This is a genomic window from Mesorhizobium sp. M1143 (assembly GCF_040318435.1).
Classification (GTDB): Bacteria; Pseudomonadota; Alphaproteobacteria; order Rhizobiales; family Rhizobiaceae; genus Mesorhizobium.
Map to the genome: position 1 here is coordinate 46877 of NZ_JAMYMJ010000002.1, position 23322 is coordinate 70198.

Annotated in this window: 22 protein-coding genes; 6 read left to right on the forward strand and 16 right to left on the reverse strand. The window is 64.3% G+C overall.

Going from position 1 to position 23322, the window contains the following annotated elements; genetic code table 11:
* Positions 1 to 66 precede the first annotated feature (66 nt).
* The gene (locus NKH35_RS02005; RefSeq protein ID WP_023752394.1) at positions 67 to 1974 is read right to left on the reverse strand and encodes a propionyl-CoA synthetase; all 1908 of its coding nucleotides are present in this window, start codon (positions 1972 to 1974) and stop codon (positions 67 to 69) included.
* Positions 1975 to 2143: 169 nt separating this feature from the next.
* Here NKH35_RS02005 and NKH35_RS02010 point away from each other — a divergent pair, with 169 nt between their 5' ends.
* The 4 genes from NKH35_RS02010 to NKH35_RS02025 all read left to right on the forward strand — a co-directional run bounded on the left by NKH35_RS02010 (position 2144) and on the right by NKH35_RS02025 (position 5247).
* Positions 2144 to 2989, forward strand: a complete 846-nt coding sequence (locus NKH35_RS02010; RefSeq protein ID WP_352913229.1) for a DUF2259 domain-containing protein — start codon at positions 2144 to 2146, stop codon at positions 2987 to 2989.
* A 544-nt stretch (positions 2990 to 3533) separates the two neighbouring features.
* On the forward strand, positions 3534 to 3821 hold the full coding sequence (locus NKH35_RS02015) for a PqqD family protein (RefSeq protein WP_023684213.1): 288 nt from the start codon (positions 3534 to 3536) through the stop codon (positions 3819 to 3821).
* The gene (locus NKH35_RS02020; RefSeq protein WP_023707798.1) at positions 3821 to 4255 is read left to right on the forward strand and encodes a lasso peptide biosynthesis B2 protein; all 435 of its coding nucleotides are present in this window, start codon (positions 3821 to 3823) and stop codon (positions 4253 to 4255) included. Before NKH35_RS02015 ends, NKH35_RS02020 begins: the two co-directional genes overlap by 1 nt.
* A complete protein-coding gene (locus NKH35_RS02025) occupies positions 4252 to 5247 on the forward strand; it encodes a serine kinase (protein WP_352913231.1) in 996 nt (331 codons plus the stop codon). The genes NKH35_RS02020 and NKH35_RS02025 overlap by 4 nt, the downstream gene beginning before the upstream one ends.
* An 8-nt stretch (positions 5248 to 5255) precedes the next feature.
* Here NKH35_RS02025 and NKH35_RS02030 read toward each other — a convergent pair whose 3' ends face one another.
* The 15 genes from NKH35_RS02030 to NKH35_RS02100 form a co-directional block, all read right to left on the reverse strand.
* Positions 5256 to 6281 carry a nucleotidyltransferase family protein gene (locus NKH35_RS02030; protein ID WP_023703566.1) on the reverse strand — a complete coding sequence of 342 codons (1026 nt, stop codon included), beginning with the start codon at positions 6279 to 6281 and terminating at the stop codon, positions 5256 to 5258.
* 448 nt (positions 6282 to 6729) lie between these two features.
* Complete coding sequence (gene dhaK, locus NKH35_RS02035; RefSeq protein ID WP_352913233.1) at positions 6730 to 7716, reverse strand: dihydroxyacetone kinase subunit DhaK; 987 nt, start codon at positions 7714 to 7716, stop codon at positions 6730 to 6732.
* 22 nt (positions 7717 to 7738) lie between these two features.
* Complete coding sequence (locus NKH35_RS02040; protein ID WP_023668784.1) at positions 7739 to 8164, reverse strand: hypothetical protein; 426 nt, start codon at positions 8162 to 8164, stop codon at positions 7739 to 7741.
* 10 nt (positions 8165 to 8174) lie between these two features.
* On the reverse strand, positions 8175 to 9761 hold the full coding sequence (gene ptsP / locus NKH35_RS02045) for a phosphoenolpyruvate--protein phosphotransferase (RefSeq protein ID WP_352913235.1): 1587 nt from the start codon (positions 9759 to 9761) through the stop codon (positions 8175 to 8177).
* Entirely contained in the window at positions 9745 to 10047 is a 303-nt protein-coding gene (locus NKH35_RS02050) for an HPr family phosphocarrier protein (RefSeq protein ID WP_352913237.1), read from the reverse strand. The genes ptsP and NKH35_RS02050 overlap by 17 nt, the downstream gene beginning before the upstream one ends.
* Positions 10048 to 10068: 21 nt before the next feature.
* Positions 10069 to 10458 carry a dihydroxyacetone kinase phosphoryl donor subunit DhaM gene (gene dhaM / locus NKH35_RS02055; protein WP_023690004.1) on the reverse strand — a complete coding sequence of 130 codons (390 nt, stop codon included), beginning with the start codon at positions 10456 to 10458 and terminating at the stop codon, positions 10069 to 10071.
* Positions 10455 to 11057, reverse strand: a complete 603-nt coding sequence (gene dhaL / locus NKH35_RS02060) for a dihydroxyacetone kinase subunit DhaL (protein WP_023732533.1) — start codon at positions 11055 to 11057, stop codon at positions 10455 to 10457. Before dhaL ends, dhaM begins: the two co-directional genes overlap by 4 nt.
* Before the next feature lie 70 nt (positions 11058 to 11127).
* Entirely contained in the window at positions 11128 to 12771 is a 1644-nt protein-coding gene (locus tag NKH35_RS02065) for a dihydroxyacetone kinase subunit DhaK (protein WP_023826498.1), read from the reverse strand.
* A gap of 64 nt (positions 12772 to 12835) precedes the next feature.
* The gene (locus tag NKH35_RS02070) at positions 12836 to 13849 is read right to left on the reverse strand and encodes an ABC transporter ATP-binding protein (protein ID WP_023738110.1); all 1014 of its coding nucleotides are present in this window, start codon (positions 13847 to 13849) and stop codon (positions 12836 to 12838) included.
* Positions 13842 to 14954 carry an ABC transporter ATP-binding protein gene (locus NKH35_RS02075; protein ID WP_352913240.1) on the reverse strand — a complete coding sequence of 371 codons (1113 nt, stop codon included), beginning with the start codon at positions 14952 to 14954 and terminating at the stop codon, positions 13842 to 13844. Before NKH35_RS02075 ends, NKH35_RS02070 begins: the two co-directional genes overlap by 8 nt.
* Positions 14955 to 14956: 2 nt before the next feature.
* Positions 14957 to 15160, reverse strand: a complete 204-nt coding sequence (locus NKH35_RS02080) for a hypothetical protein (protein ID WP_023725847.1) — start codon at positions 15158 to 15160, stop codon at positions 14957 to 14959.
* 214 nt (positions 15161 to 15374) lie between these two features.
* A complete protein-coding gene (locus tag NKH35_RS02085) occupies positions 15375 to 16325 on the reverse strand; it encodes a carbohydrate ABC transporter permease (RefSeq protein ID WP_023690009.1) in 951 nt (316 codons plus the stop codon).
* Positions 16322 to 17269: a carbohydrate ABC transporter permease gene (locus NKH35_RS02090; protein ID WP_031198535.1), complete on the reverse strand. Its 948-nt coding sequence runs from the start codon at positions 17267 to 17269 to the stop codon at positions 16322 to 16324. Before NKH35_RS02090 ends, NKH35_RS02085 begins: the two co-directional genes overlap by 4 nt.
* 229 nt (positions 17270 to 17498) lie before the next feature.
* Entirely contained in the window at positions 17499 to 18830 is a 1332-nt protein-coding gene (locus tag NKH35_RS02095) for an ABC transporter substrate-binding protein (RefSeq protein ID WP_352913243.1), read from the reverse strand.
* Positions 18831 to 19082: 252 nt separating this feature from the next.
* Positions 19083 to 19781 carry a PIG-L deacetylase family protein gene (locus NKH35_RS02100; RefSeq protein ID WP_352496914.1) on the reverse strand — a complete coding sequence of 233 codons (699 nt, stop codon included), beginning with the start codon at positions 19779 to 19781 and terminating at the stop codon, positions 19083 to 19085.
* 26 nt (positions 19782 to 19807) lie between these two features.
* On the opposite strand from NKH35_RS02100, the gene NKH35_RS02105 reads away from it, so the two are divergent.
* Positions 19808 to 20698, forward strand: coding sequence for a DMT family transporter (locus tag NKH35_RS02105; RefSeq protein ID WP_023694178.1), 891 nt, complete (start codon positions 19808 to 19810; stop codon positions 20696 to 20698).
* 77 nt (positions 20699 to 20775) lie between these two features.
* A complete protein-coding gene (gene hrpB, locus NKH35_RS02110; protein WP_352913244.1) occupies positions 20776 to 23238 on the forward strand; it encodes an ATP-dependent helicase HrpB in 2463 nt (820 codons plus the stop codon).
* Positions 23239 to 23322: the final 84 nt, after the last annotated feature.

Sequence of the window (23322 nt, forward strand, 5' to 3'; positions counted from 1 at the left end):
TCTCCAGGCGCTCGCGCGGCGCCGGCCGGGGAGGTCTGGACCGCTGAAACAACGCCACTGGGACCGTCAGACCCCGATGCCGCGGGCTTTGAGCGCCGCGGTGATCTCGTCAAGAATGGCGGGATCGTCGATGGTCGCCGGCATCGTCCATTCTTCCTTGTCGGCGATCTTCTGCATGGTGCCGCGCAGGATCTTGCCGGAGCGCGTCTTGGGCAGGCGCTTGATCGTCACCACCATCTTGAAGGCGGCGACCGGGCCGATCCGTTCGCGCACCAGCCCCACCACTTCGCCTTCGATGGCAGCGGTATCGCGCGACACACCGGCATTGAGCACGACGAAGCCGAGCGGAACTTGGCCCTTCATCACATCGGCGACGCCGATGACGGCGCATTCGGCAACATCGGGGTGCGCTGAAAGCACCTCCTCCATGGCCCCGGTCGACAGCCGGTGTCCGGCGACATTGATAATGTCGTCTGTGCGCGCCATGACATAGAGGTAGCCGTCCTCGTCGATCATGCCGGCATCGGCCGTCTTGTAGAAGCCGGGAAATTCCTCGAGATAGGCTTGCCGGAAACGCTCGTCGGCATTCCACAGCGTCGGCAGGCAGCCGGCCGGCAGCGGCAGTTTCACCACCACATTGCCAAGCGTGCCGCGCGGCACTTCATGGCCGGCATCGTCGAGCACGCGAATGTCGTAGCCCGGCATCGGCACGCCGGGCGAGCCGTATTTCACCGGCAGCAGGCCGAGGCCTGCCGGGTTGATGGTCATCGGCGAGCCGGTCTCGGTCTGCCACCAATGATCGACCACCGGCACGTTGAGTTTCTGCTCCGCCCATTTGATGGTTTCCGGGTCTGCGCGTTCGCCGGCCAGGAACAGAGTGCGGAATTTCGACAGATCGTATTTCGGCACGAATTCGCCCTTGGGGTCCTGCCCCTTGATGGCGCGGAAGGCTGTCGGCGCGGTGAACAGCGCGACCACGCCGTGTTCTGCGATCACCCGCCAATAGGTGCCGGCGTCGGGTGTGCCGATCGGCTTGCCCTCGAACAGCACGCTTGTCGCACCATGCAGCAGCGGTCCGTAAACGATGTAGGAATGGCCGACCACCCAGCCGACATCGGAGGCCGCCCAGAACACTTCGCCCGGTCTGACGCCGAACTCGTTTTCCATCGTCCATTTGAGCGCGACCATGTGGCCGCCATTGTCGCGCACGATGCCCTTAGGCTGGCCGGTCGTGCCGGAGGTGTAGATGATGTAGAGCGGGTCGGTGGCGAGCACCGGAACGCAATCGACGTTGGCGCCCGCGGCGCGCTCGCGGGCAACGGCGTCGGCAAAATCGATATCGTAATGCTCCCTCAGATCGCAGCGCAGCTGGTCGCGCTGCAGGATCAGGCAGGCGTCCGGCTTGTGGCGGGACATTTCGATCGCCTTGTCGAGCAGCGGCTTGTAGGCCACGACACGTCCAGGCTCCAGGCCGCAGGACGCGGAGATGACCAGCTTCGGCTTGGCGTCGTCGATGCGGGTGGCGAGCTCGTGCGAGGCAAAGCCGCCGAACACCACCGAATGCACCGCGCCGATGCGGGCACAGGCAAGCATCGCGACCGCCGCTTCGGCCACCATCGGCATGTAGATGATGACGCGGTCGCCTTTGCGAATGCCGCGGTTCTTGAGCACCGAAGTCAGCGCTACCACTTCGCGCTTCAATTCGGCATAGGTGAATTTCTTGACCGTGCCGGTGATCGCGCTGTCGTAGATAAGTGCGATCTGGTCGGCGCGGCCGCCTGCGACATGGCGATCGAGAGCGTTGAAGCAGGTGTTGCAGGTGGCCCCGTTGAACCAGCGCCCGTAAACGCCGGCCTTGGCATCGAAGACGCTGGTCCACGGCGAATACCAGTCGATCGCCTCGGCCGCATCGGCCCAGAATTGTTCCGGGTCGCGTTTCCAGCCGTCATAGACCTCGTGGTAGCGTGACGCCATTCATCCCTCCTCGGGAAAACTCTCTATCTTGCAATAGCCTATGCGGGTTTTCCCGGCCACGTCTTTCCCCAAATGCCATGTCGTTCCCGAAATTTGGGGCTTGGCCGATCTCGCCTTGGCCATAAATTGCAGGCACCATGGCCGGGTTTGAAATCGGGGCAGGCGCGCAATGACGGTACGATACGGGGTTGGATCTGCCGTTGGAGCAGCGCTGCTGTGGACGATCGTTTCCTCCGCCCAGGCCGGCGATGCCGCCGCCAGGCGCATCATCGGCTTTTCCCCCGACGGCAGATATTTCGCCTTCGAGCAATATGGCGAGCTCGACGCTGCCGTTTCCGGCTGGTCGCAGATCGACATCATCGACACAAGCACAGACGAGTTCGTCGGCGGCAAGCCGATCCTTGTCCTCGATCAATCGGAAGAGGCGACCACGACGGTGGAGCAGGCACGGGCGCAGGCCGCAAAGCAGGCCGCGCCAATCCTGGCCAAATACGGCATCGCCGAGCGCGGCACGCGCACGGCCTCCGACAGGTTCACCTTCCCGGACGACACGGTCGAGTACAACGACATTTCCCGCCTCGAGCAGGCCGCGCAGAAATGGCTGTCGCCGTTCTATGGCGAAACACAGATTTCGACCATCCAGCTCGATGAGATTTTGGCCGACAGCAAGACGGACTGCTCGGCAAGCTTTGATGACGCCAAGCCAAGCGACCAGGCTCTTCCGAGCGACAAGACACTTCAGGGCGAAAAGAAACTTCAAGGCGCCAAGACGGGCAAGGCGCGCGGCTTCCGCCTGTCGCTGCAGGGGCAGGACGGCAAGCCGTTCAAGGTGCTGCACGAGGACAAGGCCGTGCCGGGCTCGCGCAACTGCCCGACTTCCTACAGCCTGTCGGAATCCTACGAATACACCCCGCCCGGCAGGCCGGCGGTAGTGGCGGTGCTGGTGCAGCGCTTCAGCCAGGGCTTCGAAGGACGCGACCGCCGCTTCATCGCCGTAACCGGCCAGGCACGCTAAGCCGCGGCCCGTCTTGTGGCAGGCAGAAAAAGCTCATGCGCCCGGAGAAAGCAGGGCGTTCGTGTCGGATATCAGTCTTAAAGCGGCAAGGCCGCCAGCATCAGCCCGACGCCACCCGCGATCAATATGGCGGCTGCCAATGCTTTTCGATGACGTTCGAACGCGGTCGGAGCCCGCTCCCAGTTGTAACGCATACCCAATGCTCTCCCAAAACCCCGCGACTCCATAGCTTACTTTAGGTAAGAAAAGCAAGACCTTGACCCTGCGAGATAGCTGGCTTGACCGTTTGCGGCGGTGATTCCCAGCTGCAATCACCGACTATTTCTGGGGTGCTTCCCTGTTCTCAGGCTCTGAATGATGTGGAAGTTACCACAATCTGAAATTGGATGTCTCCATTAGCTTCGGTTGCCTGTGTCGTGAGGATGGTGGCGTTGCCGGATTGCCACAGAACGGTCAGGCCGGCCTGTTCTCCCTCTCGTCCGCGCAATGGACAGACCCGCATCGCCGCGCTATCTGCTCTCCAGGAAAATGGTGGAGGGGCTCCATGGCCCAAATCGGTTCTGAAATGGTTCTGCGGCTGGCGGACGACGCCTCGGTCCAGCATGTCGGCGATGGCGCCGTCGTGCTCTTGGCGCGCAGCGGCCAGCTTTACACCTGCAACGGCACCACCGAAGCCTTTCTCGACAAGGTGGACGGCGCCCGCAGCCTTGACCAGATCGTCGTCCTGTTGTCTGACGAGTTCGAGGTCGACAAGGGCACGCTCGACCAGGACATGGCGGCGCTGGCCGCCGAACTGGTGAGCGAAGGCATTCTCGCCGACCCGGCTCCCTGATGGTGGACGGCGTTCTCCTGCGCGCTTTGTTTCGTGTCCATTTATGGGCAAGCGCGCGGCTGATGCCGACCCTGATCGGCCGCCGCAGCTTCGAATCGGTGCTGAAATGGGCGCCGCTCAGCGCACACACCCCTTATCGCGGCCTGTCGTCAGCCTACATCGTCGCTGCCGTCAACCGGACCGTCCGGCACCCCTGGCTGATGCGCGACCGCAGATGCCTGCGCGAGGGCCTGCTCGCCCACCGCTTCCTGCGCTTTGCCGGCTTCGATCCGGATCTGCGCTTCGGCGTCGATCCGAAGTCGATGCAGGCGCCGCGTATGTCTGCCCATTGCTGGGTCTGTCTCGATGGCCGCCCGGTGGTCTCGGACAGCCTCCCCGGCATGGTGCAGATCTATCGCCATCACGCCGATGCCGGAAAGGCGCACGCTGCTTGACCGGTCCGGCGACCACCTTCTGCTATGATCTCCAGGGCCAGGTCATCAGCATATCGGCCTCGCGGGCCGATCTCTGGCCGAGCTTCGACCTCTTGCTCGGCACGTTGCGCGTGAGCGGGCCGGTCGAGCCCGATTTCCGCGTCGACATCGTCGAGACGCGGGAGTTACCGGAATCGCCTGCCGGAAAACTCGCTTTCGACGGCGAGGTGCCGGAGGACGGCCATTGCCGGCTGATCGACGGTGGCGGCACCGTTCATCTGGTCTTTCTCGGCCTGCAGACCGTCTCGATCAATGCCGATGGAGGCTGGGCCGAGATACGAGTCCATCCCGATGCCAAGGTCAAATGGACGGTGCTGATGATGGTGCTGGATGCAGCACTTGATGCCGGCGACCAGCACATGCTGCACACCGCCGGCCTGACATTGCCCGGCCGCGAGGCGCTCGTGCTGATCCATGCGCCGAGCGGCACCGGCAAGTCGACGACGTCGCTGGCGCTGGCGTCGCAAGGTTTCGGCCTGTGCTCGGATGACGCCATGATCCTCAAGGTTTTGGCCGGTGGCGGCATCACGGCCTGGGGCTTGCCGCGCAAGGTGAAGGTCCACCGCCACACCGCGGCAATGCTGCCCTTCGTGGCGCCTTGCCTTGGCGACAAATGGGACGCCAATGGCGAGCAGGCCGTCTCGCTGGAACGTCTCGCCGAGATCATCCGCATCGAGGAAACTGTCGGCAGACCGGTTGCGGCACTGTTTCATCTCGCCCGCTCGGCGGACGCGCAAACCCGGCTCGTGCCCATGACCAGGACAGACGCCATGGTGGCGCTTGCCACCGACAATGTCAGGACCGGCATGACCGGCCTTTTGCCGGCGCAGAAGCGCCGCATGGCAACCATCGCAACGCTGGTCAAAGCCGTCCCGACATTTACCCTGGAAGTCGGCGCGAACCCGGCCGAGGCGGCCCCGCTGATCCGCTCGGCGCTGGCGGCGCGGGACTAAAGCACACTTCAGGCAGAATGCGGCTTTGGCCTGGCGAGGCGCTGGATCCAGCGGAAGGCGTCGCGGCGCAGGCGCGAATGCATCTTGTCCCTGGAATTGACGCCGAGCAGCGTATCGCCGGTGATCAGCCATTTGGCCAAAAATATCGAGAGGCCGGGCTTGATGCGGTCGGCCAGTTCGATCGCGCGCGGTGCATCAAACAGCCGCCCCGTCACATTGAGAACCGTCGCCAGTTCGAGCTCGATGCCGCTGATGCGCGCCGCCTCGAAAAGCCGGTCTTCATCCGCGGGCGACCGCAGCGCGCGCACGCCCTGCAGCACATCGACGCAAAGCTGCAGCCGGTGGAACTTGTGCCCGCCGGCGGCGTGGACAATGGCGATGGTCAGCAGCGCGGCCGGCGTGTCGGCCTCGCCGCCGTCGATGATCTGCAATTCGCGAAAGCCCAGCGACAGCCGCCGCCGCATGCCGGAATCATGCACCAGGTTGCCGTGCAGTTCGATCAGCAGGCTGGTATTCTCCTTCTCCAGCCACTTGAACTCCTGCAGATCCTGCGACTGCGCCTCGCCGCTCCAGAGCTCGAAGCCGCATCCGGCAATCACCGTGTTGGCTTCAATGATGCTGGCCGGCTCGACCAGAATGTCGATGTCGGTGAACGGCCGGTCAGCGGCGTGGCGGTAAAGTTTGCGTGCGAAGACCGGACCCTTGACGATGCGGGCCGGAACATTTTTCGCCGCCAATGCCTTCATGATGCGGTCGCCATGATATTGCAGCAGCATCGATTGGCCGGTCGCCAGCGTCGAGCGATCACGCAGTTCCGACAGCTTTTGCCGCAAGGCTGCGTCCGCAGGCAGTTGGGCGTCGCCAATCTCGCTGAGCTTGCGCAGCATGATCGGCAGCACGCCGTGGAACTCGGCATTGGCGAGCAGTGCCAGCAAGCTTTCGGCAGCAACGTCACGGCCAATGGCAACCGTCGCCTCCGGGTCGGCGAAGGTCAGCAGCAGTTTTTCATCGGCAGGCGCAAGAGATGGCAGCATCAAACCCGGATTGCGTTCGCCCACATCAGCAATTCCCGTCCGGAATTGCGTCAAACAACCAACTCAGAGGAGCGTATGTTGCAGAAAAGCATGCGTGAAGCCAGCGTGTGGTGGCAGAACCAGCTCATGAATTGACTTTCCACGGTTTCGGTCCATTCTTTTGCACTGGACTGAAAAGGGTGTTTGGAATGGCCAAGAAAAAGTATGAAGCGCCCGTGCTGCGCAAGGCAGGAAAGTTGTCCAGCGTGGTGGCCGGGCCGTCGCTGCCGATACCGCGATAAGACTTCTACGGCTTCGGTTTGGATGAAGCCGGAGCGGTCGGCCGCAAGGCAAACCGCGCTGCAGGCGGGCAATCTGTCGGCGTGACTGCGGGTAACGGTCCGTCCGGTCCCGCAGGCTAAGGCAAGTTCATAAGCCGCCTGTTCGGGATATGGGCAAGGCCCCTCCGTTACAGTCCCCAGCGCAGCTCGGCTGTGTGCACCGGCGCGTCCCACATTGACGTTGCCTCGTCATCCAGCATGGTCAGCGTGATCGAGCAGCCGGCCATGTCGAGCGATGTCACGTAGGACCCGACCAGCGAGCGGGTCACCGTCACGCCCTGTTTTTCGAAGATGTTTCGGGCGCTGTTGTACATCAGATAGAGCTCCATCAGCGGCGTGCCGCCAAAGCCGTTGATGAACAACAGTGCCGGGCCTTTCGCCCTGTCGCCGAGATCGCCCAGGATCGCGGCGCAAATCTCTTCGGCGATCGCATCGGCGCTTTTCAACGTGTCGCGACGCCGGCCGGGCTCGCCATGAATGCCGACGCCGAATTCCATCTCGCCATCACCAATCTCGAAGGTCGGCCTGCCGGCCGCCGGCACCGTGCAACTGGTCAGCGCCACGCCCATCGAACGCGTCGCGCTGTTGATGCGACCGCCGAGCGCCTTGAGATCCGCCAGCGCCATGCCTTGCTCGGCGGCGGCGCCGACGATCTTCTCCACCACCAGCGTGCCGGCGACGCCGCGCCGGCCGGTCGTAAAGGACGAATTCTCGACGGCGACGTCATCATTGATCACCACCTGCAGGACGCCGTCGGCCATTTCGCCGGCCATGTCGAAATTCATCACGTCGCCTTCATAGTTCTTGACGATGAACAGGCAGCCGGCGCCGGTATCGACGGCGGCGGCCGCCGCCAGTATCTGGTCCGGCGTTGGCGAGGTGAAGACCTGGCCGGGGCAGGCGGCGTCCAGCATGCCGTGACCGACAAAGCCGGCATGCAACGGCTCGTGGCCGGAACCGCCGCCCGAGATCAGCGCCACCTTCCCCGGCTTCATCACCTTGCGGCGAATGAATTTGTGCTCCTCGCCCAGCACCAGGATGTCGGCATGAGCTGCAACGAAGCCGTTGAGGCTTTCGGTCAGCACCGTGTCGACGGAATTCATAAACTTCTTCATGTGTCCTCCCGACACAACACGATCAGCCGCCACTCCTGCCGGTGATGCTGGTGATCTTCTGGATGAATTCATTGATCGCCTTGTCGAGCGCTGCATTCTGCTTGTCGTCGCCGAAATCGGGCACGATCAGCGAGACATGCCGGGTCTTGCGCATGCCTGCCGCAACCGACATCTTGCCGGGATGCGCCAGATGATAGGCAGCCAGAAACTGATCGCGCTCGGCCGGACTGAAATGGCAGACCGAAAAAATAGCCGGCAGATGTTTTGACGGGATCGGGGTCGAATAGGCCGCGCTGGAAATCTGGGTGACGAAGCTGCGGTGCTTGCCAAGCGCGTCGGCAAGGCGTTGTCGCATACCCGACGGTCGCTGGTCGATGACCTGCGACAGGATCGTCTTGTAGGCGCGGATCGCCTCTTCGGAGCCGGCTTCTGGTGTCTTGTCGGCCATCTCAGTCATCCTAGACCGATGCATCCGAGATGGCCGCCTTGGCCATGGCGAGTTGGGCGGGAGCCACCGAGAGATCCCGCAGGCCGGCCTCGAGCAGTGCCGGGATCGATGCCGGATCGCCGCCGGCATCGCCGCACAGGCTGACTGGGATTTTCGCGCGCAGGCCAAAAGCGGCAACCGAGCCGATCAGCCGCAACACGGCGGGATGGCGGACAGAATTAAGATGCGCCACGGCTGCGTTATCGCGGGCAGCCGCCATTACATATTGGGTCAGATCGTTCGAACCGATCGAGAAGAAGGCGACATCGGCGAACGCCTCCGGCGCGATCGCCACCGAAGGCACCTCGACCATGATGCCGAGCGGCGGCATTTTTTGCGCGATGCCGCGCGCGGCAAGCCCGGCCTGCTCCTCCACGAACAGAGCGGCGGCGCGTTGGTATTCCTCCGCGACGGCGATCATCGGAAACATCACCTTCAGATTGCCGTGCACCGCCGCGCGCAGCAGCGCCCGGATCTGTACGCGAAACACCTCCGGCCTTGCCAGCGACAGCCTGATGCCACGCAGCCCGAGGAACGGGTTGCTCTCCTCGACGGTGAAGCCCGGCACCGGCTTGTCGCCGCCGGCGTCGACGGTACGGATGGTCACCGGCTTGTCGCCTGCCCATTCCAGCACCTTGCGATAGGCCTGGTATTGCGTCTCCTCGTCCGGCGGCGCCTTGCCGAACAGGAATTCGGTGCGCATCAGCCCGACCCCGTCGCAGGTCGAAATGTCGATGCCGTCGACCTCGGACGGATCGGGGATGTTGACCTGCACGCGCACTGTCGTCCCGGCCCGGGTTACCGCCGGTTTCGCGAGATAGACTCCGGCCTTGTCTCGATGTGCCACAAACGAGGACGAGGACCGGTGGAACGCTTCGATCTCGGTCGTGGTCGGCGAAAGCACGATACCGCCATGCTCCGCATCGAGCAGAGCCAGACCGACGGGATTAGCCGGCGAAGCGCCAAGCCCCACAACCATCGGCACGCCGCGCGAGCGCGCCAGCATGGCGACGTGGCTGGCGGCGCTGCCGGCCCTCAGCGCGATGCCGCCGCCGGTGCTCCAGTCGGTCTCGAGAAAGCGCGTCGGCGCGATGTCCTCGCCATAGAGAATGGCGCCCGCTGGTGGAGCGCTCTCCTGCTCCTCGGTAAGGGCGCGCAGCACGCGGTCGCGGATATCGCTGATATCGGCGGCGCGAGCCCGGAAATAGTCCTGGTCTGACGTTTCGTAGCCGGAGATCTCGGCGTCCAGCGCCTGTCGCCAGGCCATGTCAGCCGGCATGCCGGACGCGATCGCGGCAAAAGCCGGGCCGGTCAGTGCCTCGTCCCCAAGCATGGCGAGCTGGAATTCGAGAATGCCGGCGGCCTCGTCATCGGCGGTTTCGATCAGGGTCGCGAGCCGGTCCGTCGCGCTGGCGATAGCTGCTTCCAATGCGGCCTTCTCGTCCGCGGCGCTCGCCTTGCCCGTGTAGTGCGCGGTGCCGTTGTCGAGGTTGAACAACGGCCCCTCGGCATAGCCGGCCGAGGCCGAAATGCCTTGCAGCCTAAGCGGATCGGGCATGGCCCGCATCCTCGTCGAAACCGCGTCGCACCAGCTCGGCCAGCGCTCTCACGGCATCATCGGCGCCGTCGCCTGTGGCCCGGATGTGCAGCATGGTGCCTTTCGGCGCCCTGGCCGCCATCACCTTGACGATGCTCTTGGCGTCGAACCATGGGCCGTTGGCGGCAAGCGCAATCTCCACCTCGGCGGCAAAGCTCTTGGCAAGCTTGGTGAACTTCACCGAAGGGCGCGCGTGCAGACCTACCTCGTGGGTGATCAGGACGGTGGCCTCGGCAAATGCGGACATCAGGTCAAAATTCCCGTTCGCTCACGACGGCGACAATTCATGCGCCGTCGCCACCACTTCCTTCAGCGAGGCCCCGCCGGACGCCTCCGTCGCAGCCATCACCGCGCCTTCGACTATCGGCGCGTTGCAGACGACGATCTTCTGCGCCCGCGGCTCGCCGATCATTTCCACCGCCATTTCCGAATTGGTCTCGGCGCCGCCGAGATCGACCAGTATGGCGACGCCCGCCTCCGACCACGCCTTGTCGATGGCGCCCATGATCGCTTCGACGCTGGTGCCGAGCCCGCCATGGCCGTTTCCGCCGCACCATGCAAGCGGCACTTCGTCGCCCACCATCTGCCGCACCATGTCGGCCGTGCCTTCGGCAACCAGCGGCGAATGCGAGACGATGACGATGCCGACATTGCTCATGCTTGGCCCTCGACGGTTTCGGCGACGGTCCGCACCAGCAGCGCCACAGAGCGTCCGCCGGCATCCATATGACCGATTGAGCGGTCGCCGAGGAATGAGGCGCGACCGCGTGTTGCCTTCATCGGCACGGTCGCTTCGGCAGCCGCGTCGGCAATATCAGCGATTTCCGAGCCTGTCTTTCCATTCGCGAGCGCGTCATGCACCGGATACAGCACATCGAGCATCGTCTTCTGGCCGACCTGCGATTTGCCTCTGGCGGCCACCGCCTCGATTGCCTTGCCGAAAGCAGCCGTCAGCTTGGGGCGATCCGGCTCTCCTGAAATCTCCTTGCCCAGCGCCAGGAACAATGTGCCGAACAGCGGCCCGGACGCGCCGCCGACCGTCATCACCAGCTTGGTGCCGATCGCCTTCAGCGCCTCGGGCAGCGGCTTTGCAGCGAACGCCCCGGCATCGGCGCGCACAGCCTCGAAGCCGCGCTTCATGTTCAGCCCATGGTCACCGTCGCCGATCGCCTGGTCGAGCGCGGTCAACTCTTCCGAGTGAGCGGCGATCGTGTCCGCGGCGGCTGTGATCAGCCTGGCAAGGTCGAACGCTGCCATGTCCAGATTCCCGGTTTCGATCCTGCCGGCAGTATCGCAAGAGTTTTCATTCGACAATCGAAGCATGCCGTCAGGCCGCTGCATGCAGCGCGGCGGCGGCCGCGAACACTTCGGCCACGGCATGGGCGCCAGGGTCGACTACGCCCTGCAATTTGGTGCCGACATAGGCGGAGCGCCCGGCCTTCGCCTTCTCCATGGCCGCGGTCGCCTCGGCGCCGTGCCGTGCCGCTGTAGCCGCGGCATCCAGCCCCTTGGCATCGAGCGCCTTCAGCCCCGGCTCCAAGGCATCGACCATGGTGCGGTCGCCGACCCTGGCGCCGCCATAGAAGGTCATCCGGTCAAGCCCGGCAAGCAGCGCCTTGGACAGGGTTGCTCCGCCGTTCGAAGCCTGAGCCGCCGCCGTGAAGAAGATCGACAGCAAGACGCCTGAGGAGCCGCCCATTGCGACGCCCAGACTATCGCCTATAGCCGCAAGTGTGGCGGCAGGGTCGGCCAGCGGCAGCGCATCGAGCCGTTCCAGCACGCTGCGCGCGCCGGTCGCAACCGTCGAACCGGTATCGCCATCGCCCGCCTTGGCGTCGAGCCCGTTCAGTGTCTCTTCGAGCGCGATCAGCCGTTCGCAGACCGTGATGATCAAACGCCTGGTGCCGGAATCCTGGCTGGCCCTTTGGGCTGCGCTGTTTCCAGCCGCTTTCGCCATAGGCACGATAGCCGGCGCGACGACGGTTTTGGCCGGCATCCAGGCATGTGGGCCGACAGGCGCCAGCAAGCCTGCCTCGCGCGCCGCGTCGAGCTTGATCAGCGACAGCGAAAAACCGTTCATGTTGAGCGCCGTCATCAGCGGTCCGGGGCCGATCGCAAGCTTCACGGTCTTGGCCAGCGGCGAGGCCAGCACGGCATTGGCGACCAGCGACATTTCGAGCGGCGGCACCGAGCCGAGATTGTTGATGAGCAACGCGTGGCTGGCGTTCGGGTCGAGCCGCGCGGCCAGCCGCTCCGCCATGATCGCCACAAGTCTGTCGGCGCTCTGCACGGCGATGCGCTCGACGCCCGGCTCGCCATGGATGCCGAGGCCGAGTTCGCCGTCATTTTCGCCGAACCGCTCTTCATGTGGCTGGCCGGGGATCGAGCAGGACGACAGCGACATGCCGAGCGAGATGATGTCCTTCGCCGCCGCGCGAGCCGCTGTCGCGATCGCTGTCAGACCGCTTCCCGTCTCCGACAAATGGCCTGATATCTTGTGCACGAACAAGGTGCCGGCGACGCCGCGCGGCTGGTTGATATCGGGCAAGGCAATGTCGTCGGCGACGATCGCCATCTCGACGCGAAACCCCTCGGCGCGCGCCTTCTCGGCCGCTAGGCCGAAATTGAGGCGGTCGCCGGTGTAGTTCTTGACGATCAGCAGGCAGCCAGCCGGGCCGGTCACCGCGCGAATGGCGGCCAGCACCGCCTCGACGCTGGGCGAGGCAAAGATCTCGCCCGAGACCGCCGCCGTCAGCATGCCCTTGCCGACAAAGCCGGCATGGGACGGTTCGTGTCCGGCGCCGCCACCGGAGACGACGGCAACTTTCGCCTTGTCCCAGTCGGCGCGCAGCACGACCTTGATCTCGGGGTAACCGTCGAGGCGCGCGAGATCGCCGGAACCGATAGTCCGCAACAGCCCGTCCAGCGCCTCGGTGACGATCGTTTCCCTGCGGTTGAAAAAGTGCTTCATCGAATTCGTCCTGTATTCGTCAATCAGAAGCCGGTGCCGTGCCCTTGGCGAGACACCGAAAGCCTCACATCAGTCTTTGTCCGTCGGCGCCGAAATAAAGTGGCGAGCGGTAGCGGATCACCACTTTGTCGCCCTCGGCCAGATCCGTATCGGGGTCGGTGAGCGTCACCAGTTTCTTCGGGCCGACCGTAACATGCAGATGGTTCTGGTCCCCGAGATGTTCGACCCAGTCGACGACGCCGTCGGCATGGCCGTTTGCGGTCTTCTCGATCGACAGATGCTCGGTGCGCGCGCCGATGGTCTTGGTTCCGGTCGGCGCCCCACCATCAGGCAGCAGTCCCGCTGGCAGCAGATTGATCGCCGGCTGGCCGAGCCGTGCGGCGACATGAAGGTTTGCCGGCTCGGAATAGATGGTGCGCGGCGTGCCGATCTGCACCAGCACGCCATTGTTGAGGATGCCGATGCGGTCCGCCATGGTCATCGCCTCGATCTGGTCGTGCGTGACATAGAGCATGGTGGCGCCGAGCTCGGCTTGGATGCGCTTGAGTTCGAGCCTGAGATCGGCGCGCAATTTGGCGTCGAGCGACGACAGCGGCTCGTCCATCAGATAGATCGACGGCTTGCGCACCAGCGCGCGCCCAATGGCGACGCGCTGCATTTCGCCACCCGAAAGCTTGGTCGAGCGGTTGTTCAGCTTGTGGTGGATGCGCACCATCTTCGCCACCTCTTCGACGCGGCGGCGAATCTGGTCCTCCGGTACTTTCCGCGCTGGCGAACGCAGCGGGAAGGCGAGGTTGTCGTAGACCGACAGATGCGGGTAGAGCGAATATTGCTGGAACACGAAGGCGGTGTCGCGCTCGGCCGGCGACAGCGTCGTCGCATCGTGGCCGCCAATATGGATCGTGCCGCCATCCGGCCGCTCCAGTCCGGCGATCAATCTCAGCGTCGTCGTCTTGCCGGCGCCGGTCGGGCCGAGCAGCACGACGAATTCGCCATCGGCGATGTTAAGGTCGAGGCCATCGACGGCGACATGGTCGCCGAAGCTTTTGGTCACGCCCTTGATGTGCACGTCAGCCATGCTGCGCTCTCCCTTGAGAGGCGGTATCGTGGATCGCGGTGCGCCCCGCCCGACCCGAGCCCTTGTCGAACAGCGACAGCCGCGCGCTGTTCAACGTCAGCCCGACATGATCGCCGGCAGCGAGCCGGATTTCGGCCGGCACCCGCGCCTTGATGATGCCGTCCGCCGTCTCCACCGCCACGATCTGCGTCGTGCCGAGATATTCGGTGCAGTAGATGGTGCCGCGCAGTTTCGACGCATCGTCGAAACGGATGTGCTCGGGACGGATGCCGAGCGCCATGTCGGCGGGCGCAATTTCCTCGCGCACTTCCGGCACCGCCACCTTGGCGCCCTGGACGACGATTTCCTTCGCCCCCTTCGCCAGCCCGCCACCGAAGCCCAGGAAATTCATCGGCGGCGAGCCGATGAAGTCGGCGACGAACATGGTTGCCGGGCGGTCGTAGATTTCGCGCGGGCTGCCGAACTGTTCGATGACGCCATGGTTCATGACGGCGATCTTGTCGGCCATCGACATCGCTTCCATCTGGTCGTGCGTGACATAGACGGTGGTGGCGTGGATGCGGTTGTGCAGCTCGCGCAGCTCATGCACCATCAGATCGCGGAATTCGGTGTCGAGCGTGCCGAGCGGCTCGTCCATCAGGAAGCATTTTGGCCGTCGCACGATGGCGCGACCGAGCGCCACGCGCTGGCGGTCACCGCCGGCAAGGCCCGAGACCGATTTGTTGAGCAGATGGTCGATGCGCAGGAGCTTCGCCGTTTCCTCGACACGGCTTCGAATCTCGGCCGAGGGCATGCCTTGCGCGAGAAGCGGGAAGCCGATGTTCTTGCGCACGTTCATATGCGGATAGAGCGCGAACAGCTGGAAGACGAAGGCGATGTCCCGCTCCCGCGCCCGGCGCATGGTGACATCCTCGCCGCCGAGCAGGATCTGGCCGCCGGTCGGCAGTTCGAGCCCGGCGATCATGCGCAGCGTCGTGGTCTTGCCGCAGCCTGACGGCCCAAGCATCACGAAGAACTCGCCATCCTCGACGACGAAGCTGGAATCCTGCACGGCGACGAAATCGCCGAAGGCCTTTCTCAAATGTTGGACGCGGATTTCGGCCATGATTATTCCGGGAATTTCGAGACGATGATGAACATCACCGTGCCGGCGAGCATGGTGATGAAGGAGTAGGTGTAGAGCGCCAGCGCGAAGGGCTGGAACAGCATCAGGAATCCAATGGCGATCAGCGTCGTGGCGATATTTTCCATGAGGCTGCGCCGGGCCCAGCGAGGCCAGGATGACTTTTTGGAGATGGCTGGGCGCGTCATGCGTAGCTCCCTTCCTTCTGCCCGGTAACGGGGCGAGACGGTTGCCAGGTGGTTCCCCCACTCCGTCGCTGCTTCGCAGCGCCACCTCTCCCCCCTCCGGAGGGAGAGGAAGGGAGCCTGGCTGAATGAAGTTCGCGTCCTTCCTCTACCCCGTCGATCGGGGGAGAGGTGTCGAGCGAAGCTCGAGGGAGTGGGGGTCGACCTGGCACATCAATCATTTGCGCACCGCCCCAAAAGTGATGCCGCGCAGCAATTGTTTGCGAAGCAGGACGGTGAAAACCAGGATCGGCACCAGGAAGATCGTCGTGCCGGCCGCAACCGCCGGCCAGTCCTGGCCGCCTTCGCCGATGATGGTCGGGATGAAGGGCGGCGCGGTCTGCGCGGTGCCGGACGTCAAGAGTGCGGCGAATGCATATTCGTTCCAGGCAAAGATCAGGCAGAAGATGGCGGTCGCGGCGATGCCGGTGGTCGCTTGCGGCAGCACGGTGCGCCAGAAGGCCTGCAGCCTGGTATAGCCGTCGATCATCGCCGCTTCTTCATACTCGCGCGGGATCTCGTCAATGAAGCCTTTCAGCAGCCACACCGCGAGCGACACGTTGACCGCGGTGTAGAGCAGGATCATGCCGAGCGCGGTGTCGGACAGGCCGAGCTCGCGGTACATCAGGTAGATGGGAATGGCGACCGCGATCGGTGGCATGAAGCGCGTCGACAGGATGAAGAACAGAAGGTCATCGGCCAGCGGCACCTTGAAGCGCGAGAAACCGTAGGCCGAAAGCGTGCCGAGGAATACGGCGCAGAAGGTGGAACCGAAGGCGATGATCAGTGAGTTGACGAAGCGCGGCAGGAAATTGGACGGGCCGGCAATCACCATGTTGCGCTTGCGCGAGGTCTCGTCGCAGAAACCGGTCGCGGGTCCGAGCGAGTTGATATACTCGGGCGTTTGCCTGGTGCGCGTCGTGAACAGGTTGCAATAGCCCTCGATGCTCGGCTGGAACAGAATCTTGGGCGGATAGGCGATCGAATCCGGCGGCGTCTTGAAGCTGGTGGCGAAGATCCACAGCAACGGCACGATCGAGATCAGCGCGTAGAGCACGATGATGGTGCCGGCGATCCGCTTCGAATTGGCCGAGGGGGCGACGACGGAGTGGGCGGTGGTCAGGCTCATCTCTGCTTCACCTTGTTCAGCGCCTTGACGTAGATGTTGGCCAGCCCAAACACCGCGACGAACAGGATGATGGCGAAGGCCGAGGAATATCCGGTGCGCCAGCTCTCGAAGGCCTGCCGCTTCAGCGTGATCGAGGCGACCTCGGTGGTCGAGCCCGGCCCGCCACCGGTCAGCAGGTTGACCATGTCGAACATCTTGAAGTTCTCGATGCCTCGAAACAGCACCGCCAGCATGATGAAGGGCAGCGCCATGGGCAGCGTGATCGACCAGAACTGCCGCCAGTTGGACGCGCGGTCGACCTCGGCGGCTTCATAGATGTATTCGGGGATGGAGCGCAGGCCGGCGAGACAGATCAGCATGACATAGGGCGTCCACATCCAGGTGTCGACGATGATGATCGACCACGGCGCCAGCGACACGTTGGACAGCATCTGGATGTCGGTCGGTGGTATCCGGGTGACGAACGAGATGGCGTAGGCGAACAGGCCGATCTGCGGCTCGTAGAGGAAACGCCAGAAATTGCCGACCACCGCCGGCGACAGCATCATCGGCACCAGGATGATGGTCGTCCAGAAGGCGTGGCCGCGAAACTTCCTGTCGATCAGCCACGCCAGCGTGAAACCGATCAGCGTCTGCAGCAGGATCGTCCAGAACACGAAATGCGCCGTCGTCTGCATGGCGATCCAGATGTCCTGGTCGCCGAGGATGCGCTGGTAGTTGGCGAAGCCGAGGTTTTTCACCACCTCGTTCGGGCGGTTCGCGCGGAAGTTGGTGAAGGACAGGTAGATCGCCCAGAACAGCGGGAAGATGTTGATGGCCAAGAGCAACAGGATCGTCGGCGAGATGAACAGCCAGGCGAGGCCCTTGTCGCTGATCCCCCGGACCTTGCGGGCCAACGGCTCCGGGGTCGCCCGGGCAACGTTCTCCGCAGTCCGATTGAGCATGGTGAGTCCTGCTTCGGTCACGTCAAGTCTCGACACTGGAATTTATCTGAACTGCGTCCCGTGCCAAGGGCAGCACGGGACCAAGAGCATGATGCCGAAAAGTGTGAAGCGGTTTTCGGACGACATCATGCTCTCTCTCTTTTTAGCCCTGAGGCGGATGATTTCTGATCGATTCGGCCTGAAAATCATCCGCCTCTGGGGTCAGGCTCGGGAGGAGCCGTTGGTCCGGTTACATCTTGCCGTCGTCCTGGAACACTTGCGTCCAGTCCTTGACCAGGCCGTCAAGCGCGTCCTTGGCCGAACCCTGGCCGGCAACGACATAGTCGTGGAAGCGCTTCTGCGACGCCTGCAGCAGCGGTGCGTAGCTCGGCTCGGCCCAGAAGTCCTTCACGATCGCCATCGAGTCGAGGAAGGTCTGTGCATAGGGCTGGCTGGACGGGAAGGCCGGGTCCTTGACCACCGCGTTCAGGCAGGAATAGCCGCCGAGCGACCACCATTTGGCCTGCACATCCTTGTTGGCGAACCACTTGATGTATTTCAGCGCCGATTCCTGCTTGTCTGAATAGGACACGACCGAAATGCCCTGGCCGCCAAGCTGCGCAAACTGGGCGCCGCCGGGACCCTTCGGATTGACGAAGTAGCCGATCTTGTCACCGCCGACATTCTCGTCCTTCTGCAGGCCGGGCCAGGTGAAGGCGAAGTTCATGTGCATGGCCACCTGACCGGATTTGAAGGCGTCGACGCCTTCGCCCATGTAGCTGTTCGACGCGCCGGGCGGGGTGCAGCAATCATAGAGCGACTTGTAGAATTCCAGCCCCTTCACCGATTTCTCGGAGTTGACGAAGCCTTCCATCTCGTAGGGCTTCTTCGGGTTTTCATACTGGAAGCCGAAGCTGTAGAGCACGTCCATGGCGCCCATGGTGATGCCCTCCGAGCCGCGCTCGGTGTAGATAGAGGCGCCATAGACGGTCTTGCCGTCGATCTCGCGCTTCTGGAAGAACTCGGCGACCTGCTTCAGCTGGTCGAAGGTGGTCGGTGGGCCGAGGTCCCAACCATACTTTTCCTTGAATTCCTTCTGCAGTTCCGGCTTGGAGAACCAGTCCTTGCGGTAGGTCCAGCCGACGACGTCGCCCATGGCCGGCAGCGCCCAGTAGTTCGGCGTGTTCTTCGGCCATTCGGAATAGCCGACGACGGTTGCCGGCACGAAGTCGTCCATGCTGATCTTCTCCTTGTCGAAGAAGTCGTTCAGCTTGACGTAGTGGCCGTTCTCGGCCGAGCCGCCGATCCACTGGCTGTCGCCGATGATCAGGTCGCAAAGTTTGCCGTGCGAGTTGAGCTCGTTGAGGAAGCGGTCGGCATAGTTGGTCCACGGCACGAATTCGAATTTCATGCCGATGCCGGTTTCCTTGGTAAAATCCTTGGACAGTTCGACCAGCGCGTTTGCCGGATCCCAGGCGGCCCAGCAAAGCGTCAGGTCTTCAGCGTGCGCCGCGTTCGAGACGGCTGTCGACGCGGTAATCGCCGAGGCCAGCCCCAACGCCAGTTTCAAGCTCGATTTCATGCCTTCCTCCCATTTGCGAAACGCGCCCGGATGGCCGTTTCAAGAACCCCTCAACCCTCGCTCCTCCGAGGGGCTAAACACGGCACGCTATGCCGCCAGGGCGGCGCGGTGCGCCGCAGATGTTTAGTAATTTGTTTAGTGATGCAATTTTTACTAAACAAGGCAAGCGAATTCGTCGCTGCGCCGCAACATGGCGAAACGGCGATTGAAATCGTTGGGAAATGATTGCCGGACGGCTCGCCCGGAAGTTGCTTAGCCGGGGTCGCCTATAATTTTCGTCTGCGGCGTCACCGGCCGAACAGGGGGCGCGGGCGGCAGCAGCGCGCGGATGTCGGCGAAGGGAAATGTCGGCTCGAATCGGAAGGCCTCGGCCAGGGAGCCGGGAACGCTGTTGCATTGCCCGGCGCGAAACTCATTCTGGACGCGCGCTCTGTCGACATATTGCTCCGGCCACTGCGACTGGTGCGCTCGGATCGCCTGCGTCTTGATATCGCCGTAGGCGGAAATGTCGACGTAATGCGTCGGCACAAAACCGGTGCCGCCCATCGTGTCGGCATGCAGCACGGGGACGCCGAACGAGGCCGCGATGCGCACGCCGTCCGACAAAGCACGATGGTCGGCGTGATAGTCGTTGGGGGCATGCGTGATCACCAGATCCGCCGCGGTCTCGCGTATCAGCGCTTTCAGCGAAGCGATCAGTGCCGCATCGGCCACCAGTTCGCCGTCGGGAAAGTCGAGAAAGCGAAGGGTTGCGCCGAGCAACGCCGCAGCGGCCGCCGCCTCGTCGCGGCGGACACGAGCCAAAACGCTCGGGTCGCCCATGCCGCCCCTGGCGCCATCCGTGGCCACGGCAAAAGTCAGTTCTGCGCCTTGCGTGGCATAGGCAGCCAGCGTACCGAACATGAATATCTCGATGTCGTCGGGATGCGCGCCGAGCGCCAATACCTTCACTGCACTCTCCCCGGAAATGGAAAAACGTGACGAACGGAATCCTGCTCGCCCTCATCGCCTATGCAAGCTATTCGTGCAGCGATGCCGTTATCAAGAGCCTTGGCGGACAGTTCACCGTCTTCGAGATCGGCTTCTTCATCACGCTGTTTGCCGGCTGCTTCCTGTTTTTCAGCCGCCCAGTCGATGAGCGCTGGCGCGACTTCTGGCGCACCGGGCGGCCATGGGCGGTGCAGGCCCGCGCCTGGGCCGGCATCGCCTCGGGCGTGCTCAGCGTCTACGCCTTCACCACCATTCCGCTGGCCGAGACCTATGCACTGATCTTCCTGGCGCCGCTTTGCGTTACCATTCTCTCGACCGTCATCCTGAAAGAAAAGGTCGGTCCATGGCGCTGGCTGGCGGTGGTTGCCGGCTTTGCAGGTGTCATGCTGGTGGTGCGGCCAGGTTTTCGCGAGTTGCATCTCGGACACCTTGCCGCGTTCACGGTGGCCTTCCTTGCCGCGGCCAGCGTCATCCTGATGCGGTCGCTCGCCCAGCAGGAAAAGCGCACCACCATGCTCGGCGTGCTCATCGGTTACGGGCTGCTGTTCAACGGGGCCGGCACCATCGCCACATCGTTCACCCTCCCCAACGCCATGCAGCTGCTGTGGCTGGTGCTGGGCGGCGCCTTTACCGCCGGCGGCCAATTGCTGCAGCTGCTGGCCGCCAAATACGCACCGGCGAACCGCATCGCGCCGACGCATTATTCGCAGATCGTCTGGGCGGTGATCCTCGGTGCGTTGTTCTTCCAGGAGTATCCGGACTGGATATCGCTGGTCGGCTTGGCCGTCGTTGGCGCGTCCGGCCTGCTCACCATGGTGCGCGAGGAGGTGCGGCTGGGCACGGTGCGCTGGAACCCGTTTGCGCGCACGAGGCTTTGAACTGGCCGCAACGCGCGAGGTTGCGCGGCGGCATCCGCGGCTGATATGCGGTCACCTGGCTGCATACCGTTGAGACGATGAGCAAAAGAACCCTGCCGGAGCTTCCTGTTACCGCCGTGCTGCCGGCGCTTGGCGAAGCGCTGACTAGGCAGAACAGCGCCGTCCTGGTGGCGCCGCCCGGCGCCGGCAAGACGACGCTGGTGCCGCTGGCGCTGCTCGATGCGCCCTGGCTGGTCGCCGGCAAGATCGTCCTGCTCGAACCGCGCCGGCTCGCCGCCCGCGCCGCCGCCCGCCGCATGGCCGAATTGCTTGATGAAGAGCCCGGCGCCACTGTCGGCTATGCCATGCGCATGGAAAACCGCACATCGGCCCGGACAAAAATCCTGGTCGTCACCGAAGGCGTCCTGGCGCGCATGATCCTAGACGATCCCGAGCTGCCCGGCGTCTCGGCGGTGATTTTCGACGAATTCCACGAGCGCTCGCTCGACGGCGATTTCGGCCTGGCGCTGGCGCTCGACGTGCAGGGCGCGCTGCGGCCGGATTTGCGGCTGCTGGTGATGTCGGCAACGCTCGATGGCGCGCGCGTCGCGAAACTCCTGTCCGGCGCCCCGGTGATCGAAAGCCAAGGCCGTGCGTTCCCAGTAGATGTCAGATACGACGAGCGGCCAGCCGGCGTTCCCATCGAAGACGCCATGACCAAGGCGATCCGCTCCGCTCTTGCCGGCGAGAGCGGCAGCGTGCTCGCCTTCCTGCCGGGACAGCGCGAGATCGAGCGCACCGCCGAGCGGCTGCAGGGCCGGCTCGGCGCCGACACCGACATCGTGCCGCTCTACGGCCAGCTCGACAACAGGGCGCAGGATGCCGCCATCAAACCGGCGCCGCCCGGCCGCCGCAAGGTGGTGCTGGCGACGTCGATCGCCGAGACCTCGATCACCATCGACGGCGTGCGCGTCGTCATCGATTCCGGCCTGTCGCGGCTGCCGCGCTACGAACCGGCGAGCGGCCTGACCCGGCTGGAGACGGTGCGCGTTTCCAGGGCGTCCGCCGACCAGCGCGCCGGCCGCGCCGGGCGCACGCAGCCAGGCGTCACCATCCGCCTCTGGCGGGCCGAGCAGACGGCGGCCCTTCCCGCGTTCACCCCGCCCGAGATTCTGGAAGCCGACCTGTCCGGCCTGCTGCTCGATTGCGCCGCCTTCGGCGTCGCCGATCCCGCAAGTCTCTCCTTCCTCGATCCGCCGCCCATTCCCGCGCTTAACGAGGCGCGGGCGCTGCTCACGGCGCTGCACGCCATCGACGCGGCCGGACGGCTGACGGAGGCAGGCGGCGCGATGCGCAAGCTGGCGCTGCCCGTGCGGCTCGCACACATGGTCGCTGAAGCCGCTGGCGGCGGCCACGCGCTCGAAGCTGCGATGCTAGCCGTCCTGCTCACCGAGCGTGGCCTTGGCGGCGACGGCGCCGACCTCGAACGGCGCCTGATGCGCTTCCGCACGGAAAAGTCACCGCGCGCCGTTGCGGCAAGGCAGCTTGCCGGGCGATTGGCGAAGCAGGCGGGCGGCGCCAAGAGCAGCGAAACCGCTTCTGCCGGTCTTCTCCTCATCCACGCCTGGCCGGACCGTGTCGCCAGAGCGCGCGGCGAGCGCGGGCGTTTCGTGCTCGCCAACGGCTCCGGCGCCATGCTCGACGCCGCCGATCCGCTGGCCGGTGAGACCTGGCTGGTCGTCGCCGATCTGCAAGGCAAGGCGCAAAACGCCCGTATAACCGCCGCGGCCGCGGTCCACGAGACCGACATCCGTGCCGCTCTCGCCGACAGGATCGAGACGCGCCGCGAGACAAGCTTCGACCGCGAGCGGCGCGCGGTGCGCGTGCGCGAGACCGCCAGGCTCGGCGCCATCACTTTGTCGGAGCGCATGCTGCCCGCACCAACTGGAACAGACGCCGACCGCGCCATCCTGGATGCCTTGCGCGAGCACGGCCTGTCGCTGCTGGAATGGAGCAAGGACGGCGAGACGCTGCGCCAACGGCTTGGCTGGCTGCATCGCGGCCTAGGCGCGCCTTGGCCCGATGTTTCGGAAGCCGCCCTGCTCGAACGCCTTGACGACTGGCTGCTGCCGTTCCTGTCGGGCAAGGCGTCCTTCGCCGCCATCGATCCCGGCACGCTGTCGTCGGGCCTGATGGCGCTGGTGCCGCATGATTTGCAGCGCAAGATCGGCACACTGGCGCCGACCCATTTCGACGCGCCGTCCGGCAGCCATGTGCCGATCCGCTATGACGGCGAATGGCCGGTGCTGGCGATCCGCGTGCAGGAGCTGTTCGGCCTTGACCGCCATCCGGCAATCGCCAACGGCACCGTGCCGCTGACGCTCGAGCTGTTGTCGCCGGCGCACCGGCCGATCCAGACGACGCGCGACCTGCCCGGCTTCTGGCGCGGCTCCTGGGCCGATGTGCGCACCGATATGCGCGGCCGTTATCCCCGCCATGTCTGGCCGGAAAATCCGCTGCTCGCTGCGGCGACGGCAAGAGCGAAGCCAAGAGGCACCTAAGCTTGAACCAATGCCTGGCGAGCCGCTTGCTTAACGGGCGGCACACATTGGCGATTAGCGTAAAACATTCATCGCGTCGTCATC

Excerpts from the sequence above, each read along its gene's own strand:
- NKH35_RS02005 (WP_023752394.1), bottom strand. The coding sequence starts at position 1,974 with ATGGCGTCACGCTACCACGAGGTCTATGACGGCTGGAAACGCGACCCG.
- NKH35_RS02010 (WP_352913229.1), top strand. The coding sequence starts at position 2,144 with ATGACGGTACGATACGGGGTTGGATCTGCCGTTGGAGCAGCGCTGCTG.
- NKH35_RS02015 (WP_023684213.1), top strand. The coding sequence starts at position 3,534 with ATGGCCCAAATCGGTTCTGAAATGGTTCTGCGGCTGGCGGACGACGCC.
- NKH35_RS02020 (WP_023707798.1), top strand. The coding sequence starts at position 3,821 with ATGGTGGACGGCGTTCTCCTGCGCGCTTTGTTTCGTGTCCATTTATGG.
- NKH35_RS02030 (WP_023703566.1), bottom strand. The coding sequence starts at position 6,281 with ATGCTGCCATCTCTTGCGCCTGCCGATGAAAAACTGCTGCTGACCTTC.
- dhaK (WP_352913233.1), bottom strand. The coding sequence starts at position 7,716 with ATGAAGAAGTTTATGAATTCCGTCGACACGGTGCTGACCGAAAGCCTC.
- NKH35_RS02040 (WP_023668784.1), bottom strand. The coding sequence starts at position 8,164 with ATGGCCGACAAGACACCAGAAGCCGGCTCCGAAGAGGCGATCCGCGCC.
- ptsP (WP_352913235.1), bottom strand. The coding sequence starts at position 9,761 with ATGCCCGATCCGCTTAGGCTGCAAGGCATTTCGGCCTCGGCCGGCTAT.
- NKH35_RS02050 (WP_352913237.1), bottom strand. The coding sequence starts at position 10,047 with ATGTCCGCATTTGCCGAGGCCACCGTCCTGATCACCCACGAGGTAGGT.
- dhaM (WP_023690004.1), bottom strand. The coding sequence starts at position 10,458 with ATGAGCAATGTCGGCATCGTCATCGTCTCGCATTCGCCGCTGGTTGCC.
- dhaL (WP_023732533.1), bottom strand. The coding sequence starts at position 11,057 with ATGGCAGCGTTCGACCTTGCCAGGCTGATCACAGCCGCCGCGGACACG.
- NKH35_RS02065 (WP_023826498.1), bottom strand. The coding sequence starts at position 12,771 with ATGAAGCACTTTTTCAACCGCAGGGAAACGATCGTCACCGAGGCGCTG.
- NKH35_RS02070 (WP_023738110.1), bottom strand. The coding sequence starts at position 13,849 with ATGGCTGACGTGCACATCAAGGGCGTGACCAAAAGCTTCGGCGACCAT.
- NKH35_RS02075 (WP_352913240.1), bottom strand. The coding sequence starts at position 14,954 with ATGGCCGAAATCCGCGTCCAACATTTGAGAAAGGCCTTCGGCGATTTC.
- NKH35_RS02080 (WP_023725847.1), bottom strand. The coding sequence starts at position 15,160 with ATGACGCGCCCAGCCATCTCCAAAAAGTCATCCTGGCCTCGCTGGGCC.
- NKH35_RS02085 (WP_023690009.1), bottom strand. The coding sequence starts at position 16,325 with ATGAGCCTGACCACCGCCCACTCCGTCGTCGCCCCCTCGGCCAATTCG.
- NKH35_RS02090 (WP_031198535.1), bottom strand. The coding sequence starts at position 17,269 with ATGCTCAATCGGACTGCGGAGAACGTTGCCCGGGCGACCCCGGAGCCG.
- NKH35_RS02095 (WP_352913243.1), bottom strand. The coding sequence starts at position 18,830 with ATGAAATCGAGCTTGAAACTGGCGTTGGGGCTGGCCTCGGCGATTACC.
- hrpB (WP_352913244.1), top strand. The coding sequence starts at position 20,776 with ATGAGCAAAAGAACCCTGCCGGAGCTTCCTGTTACCGCCGTGCTGCCG.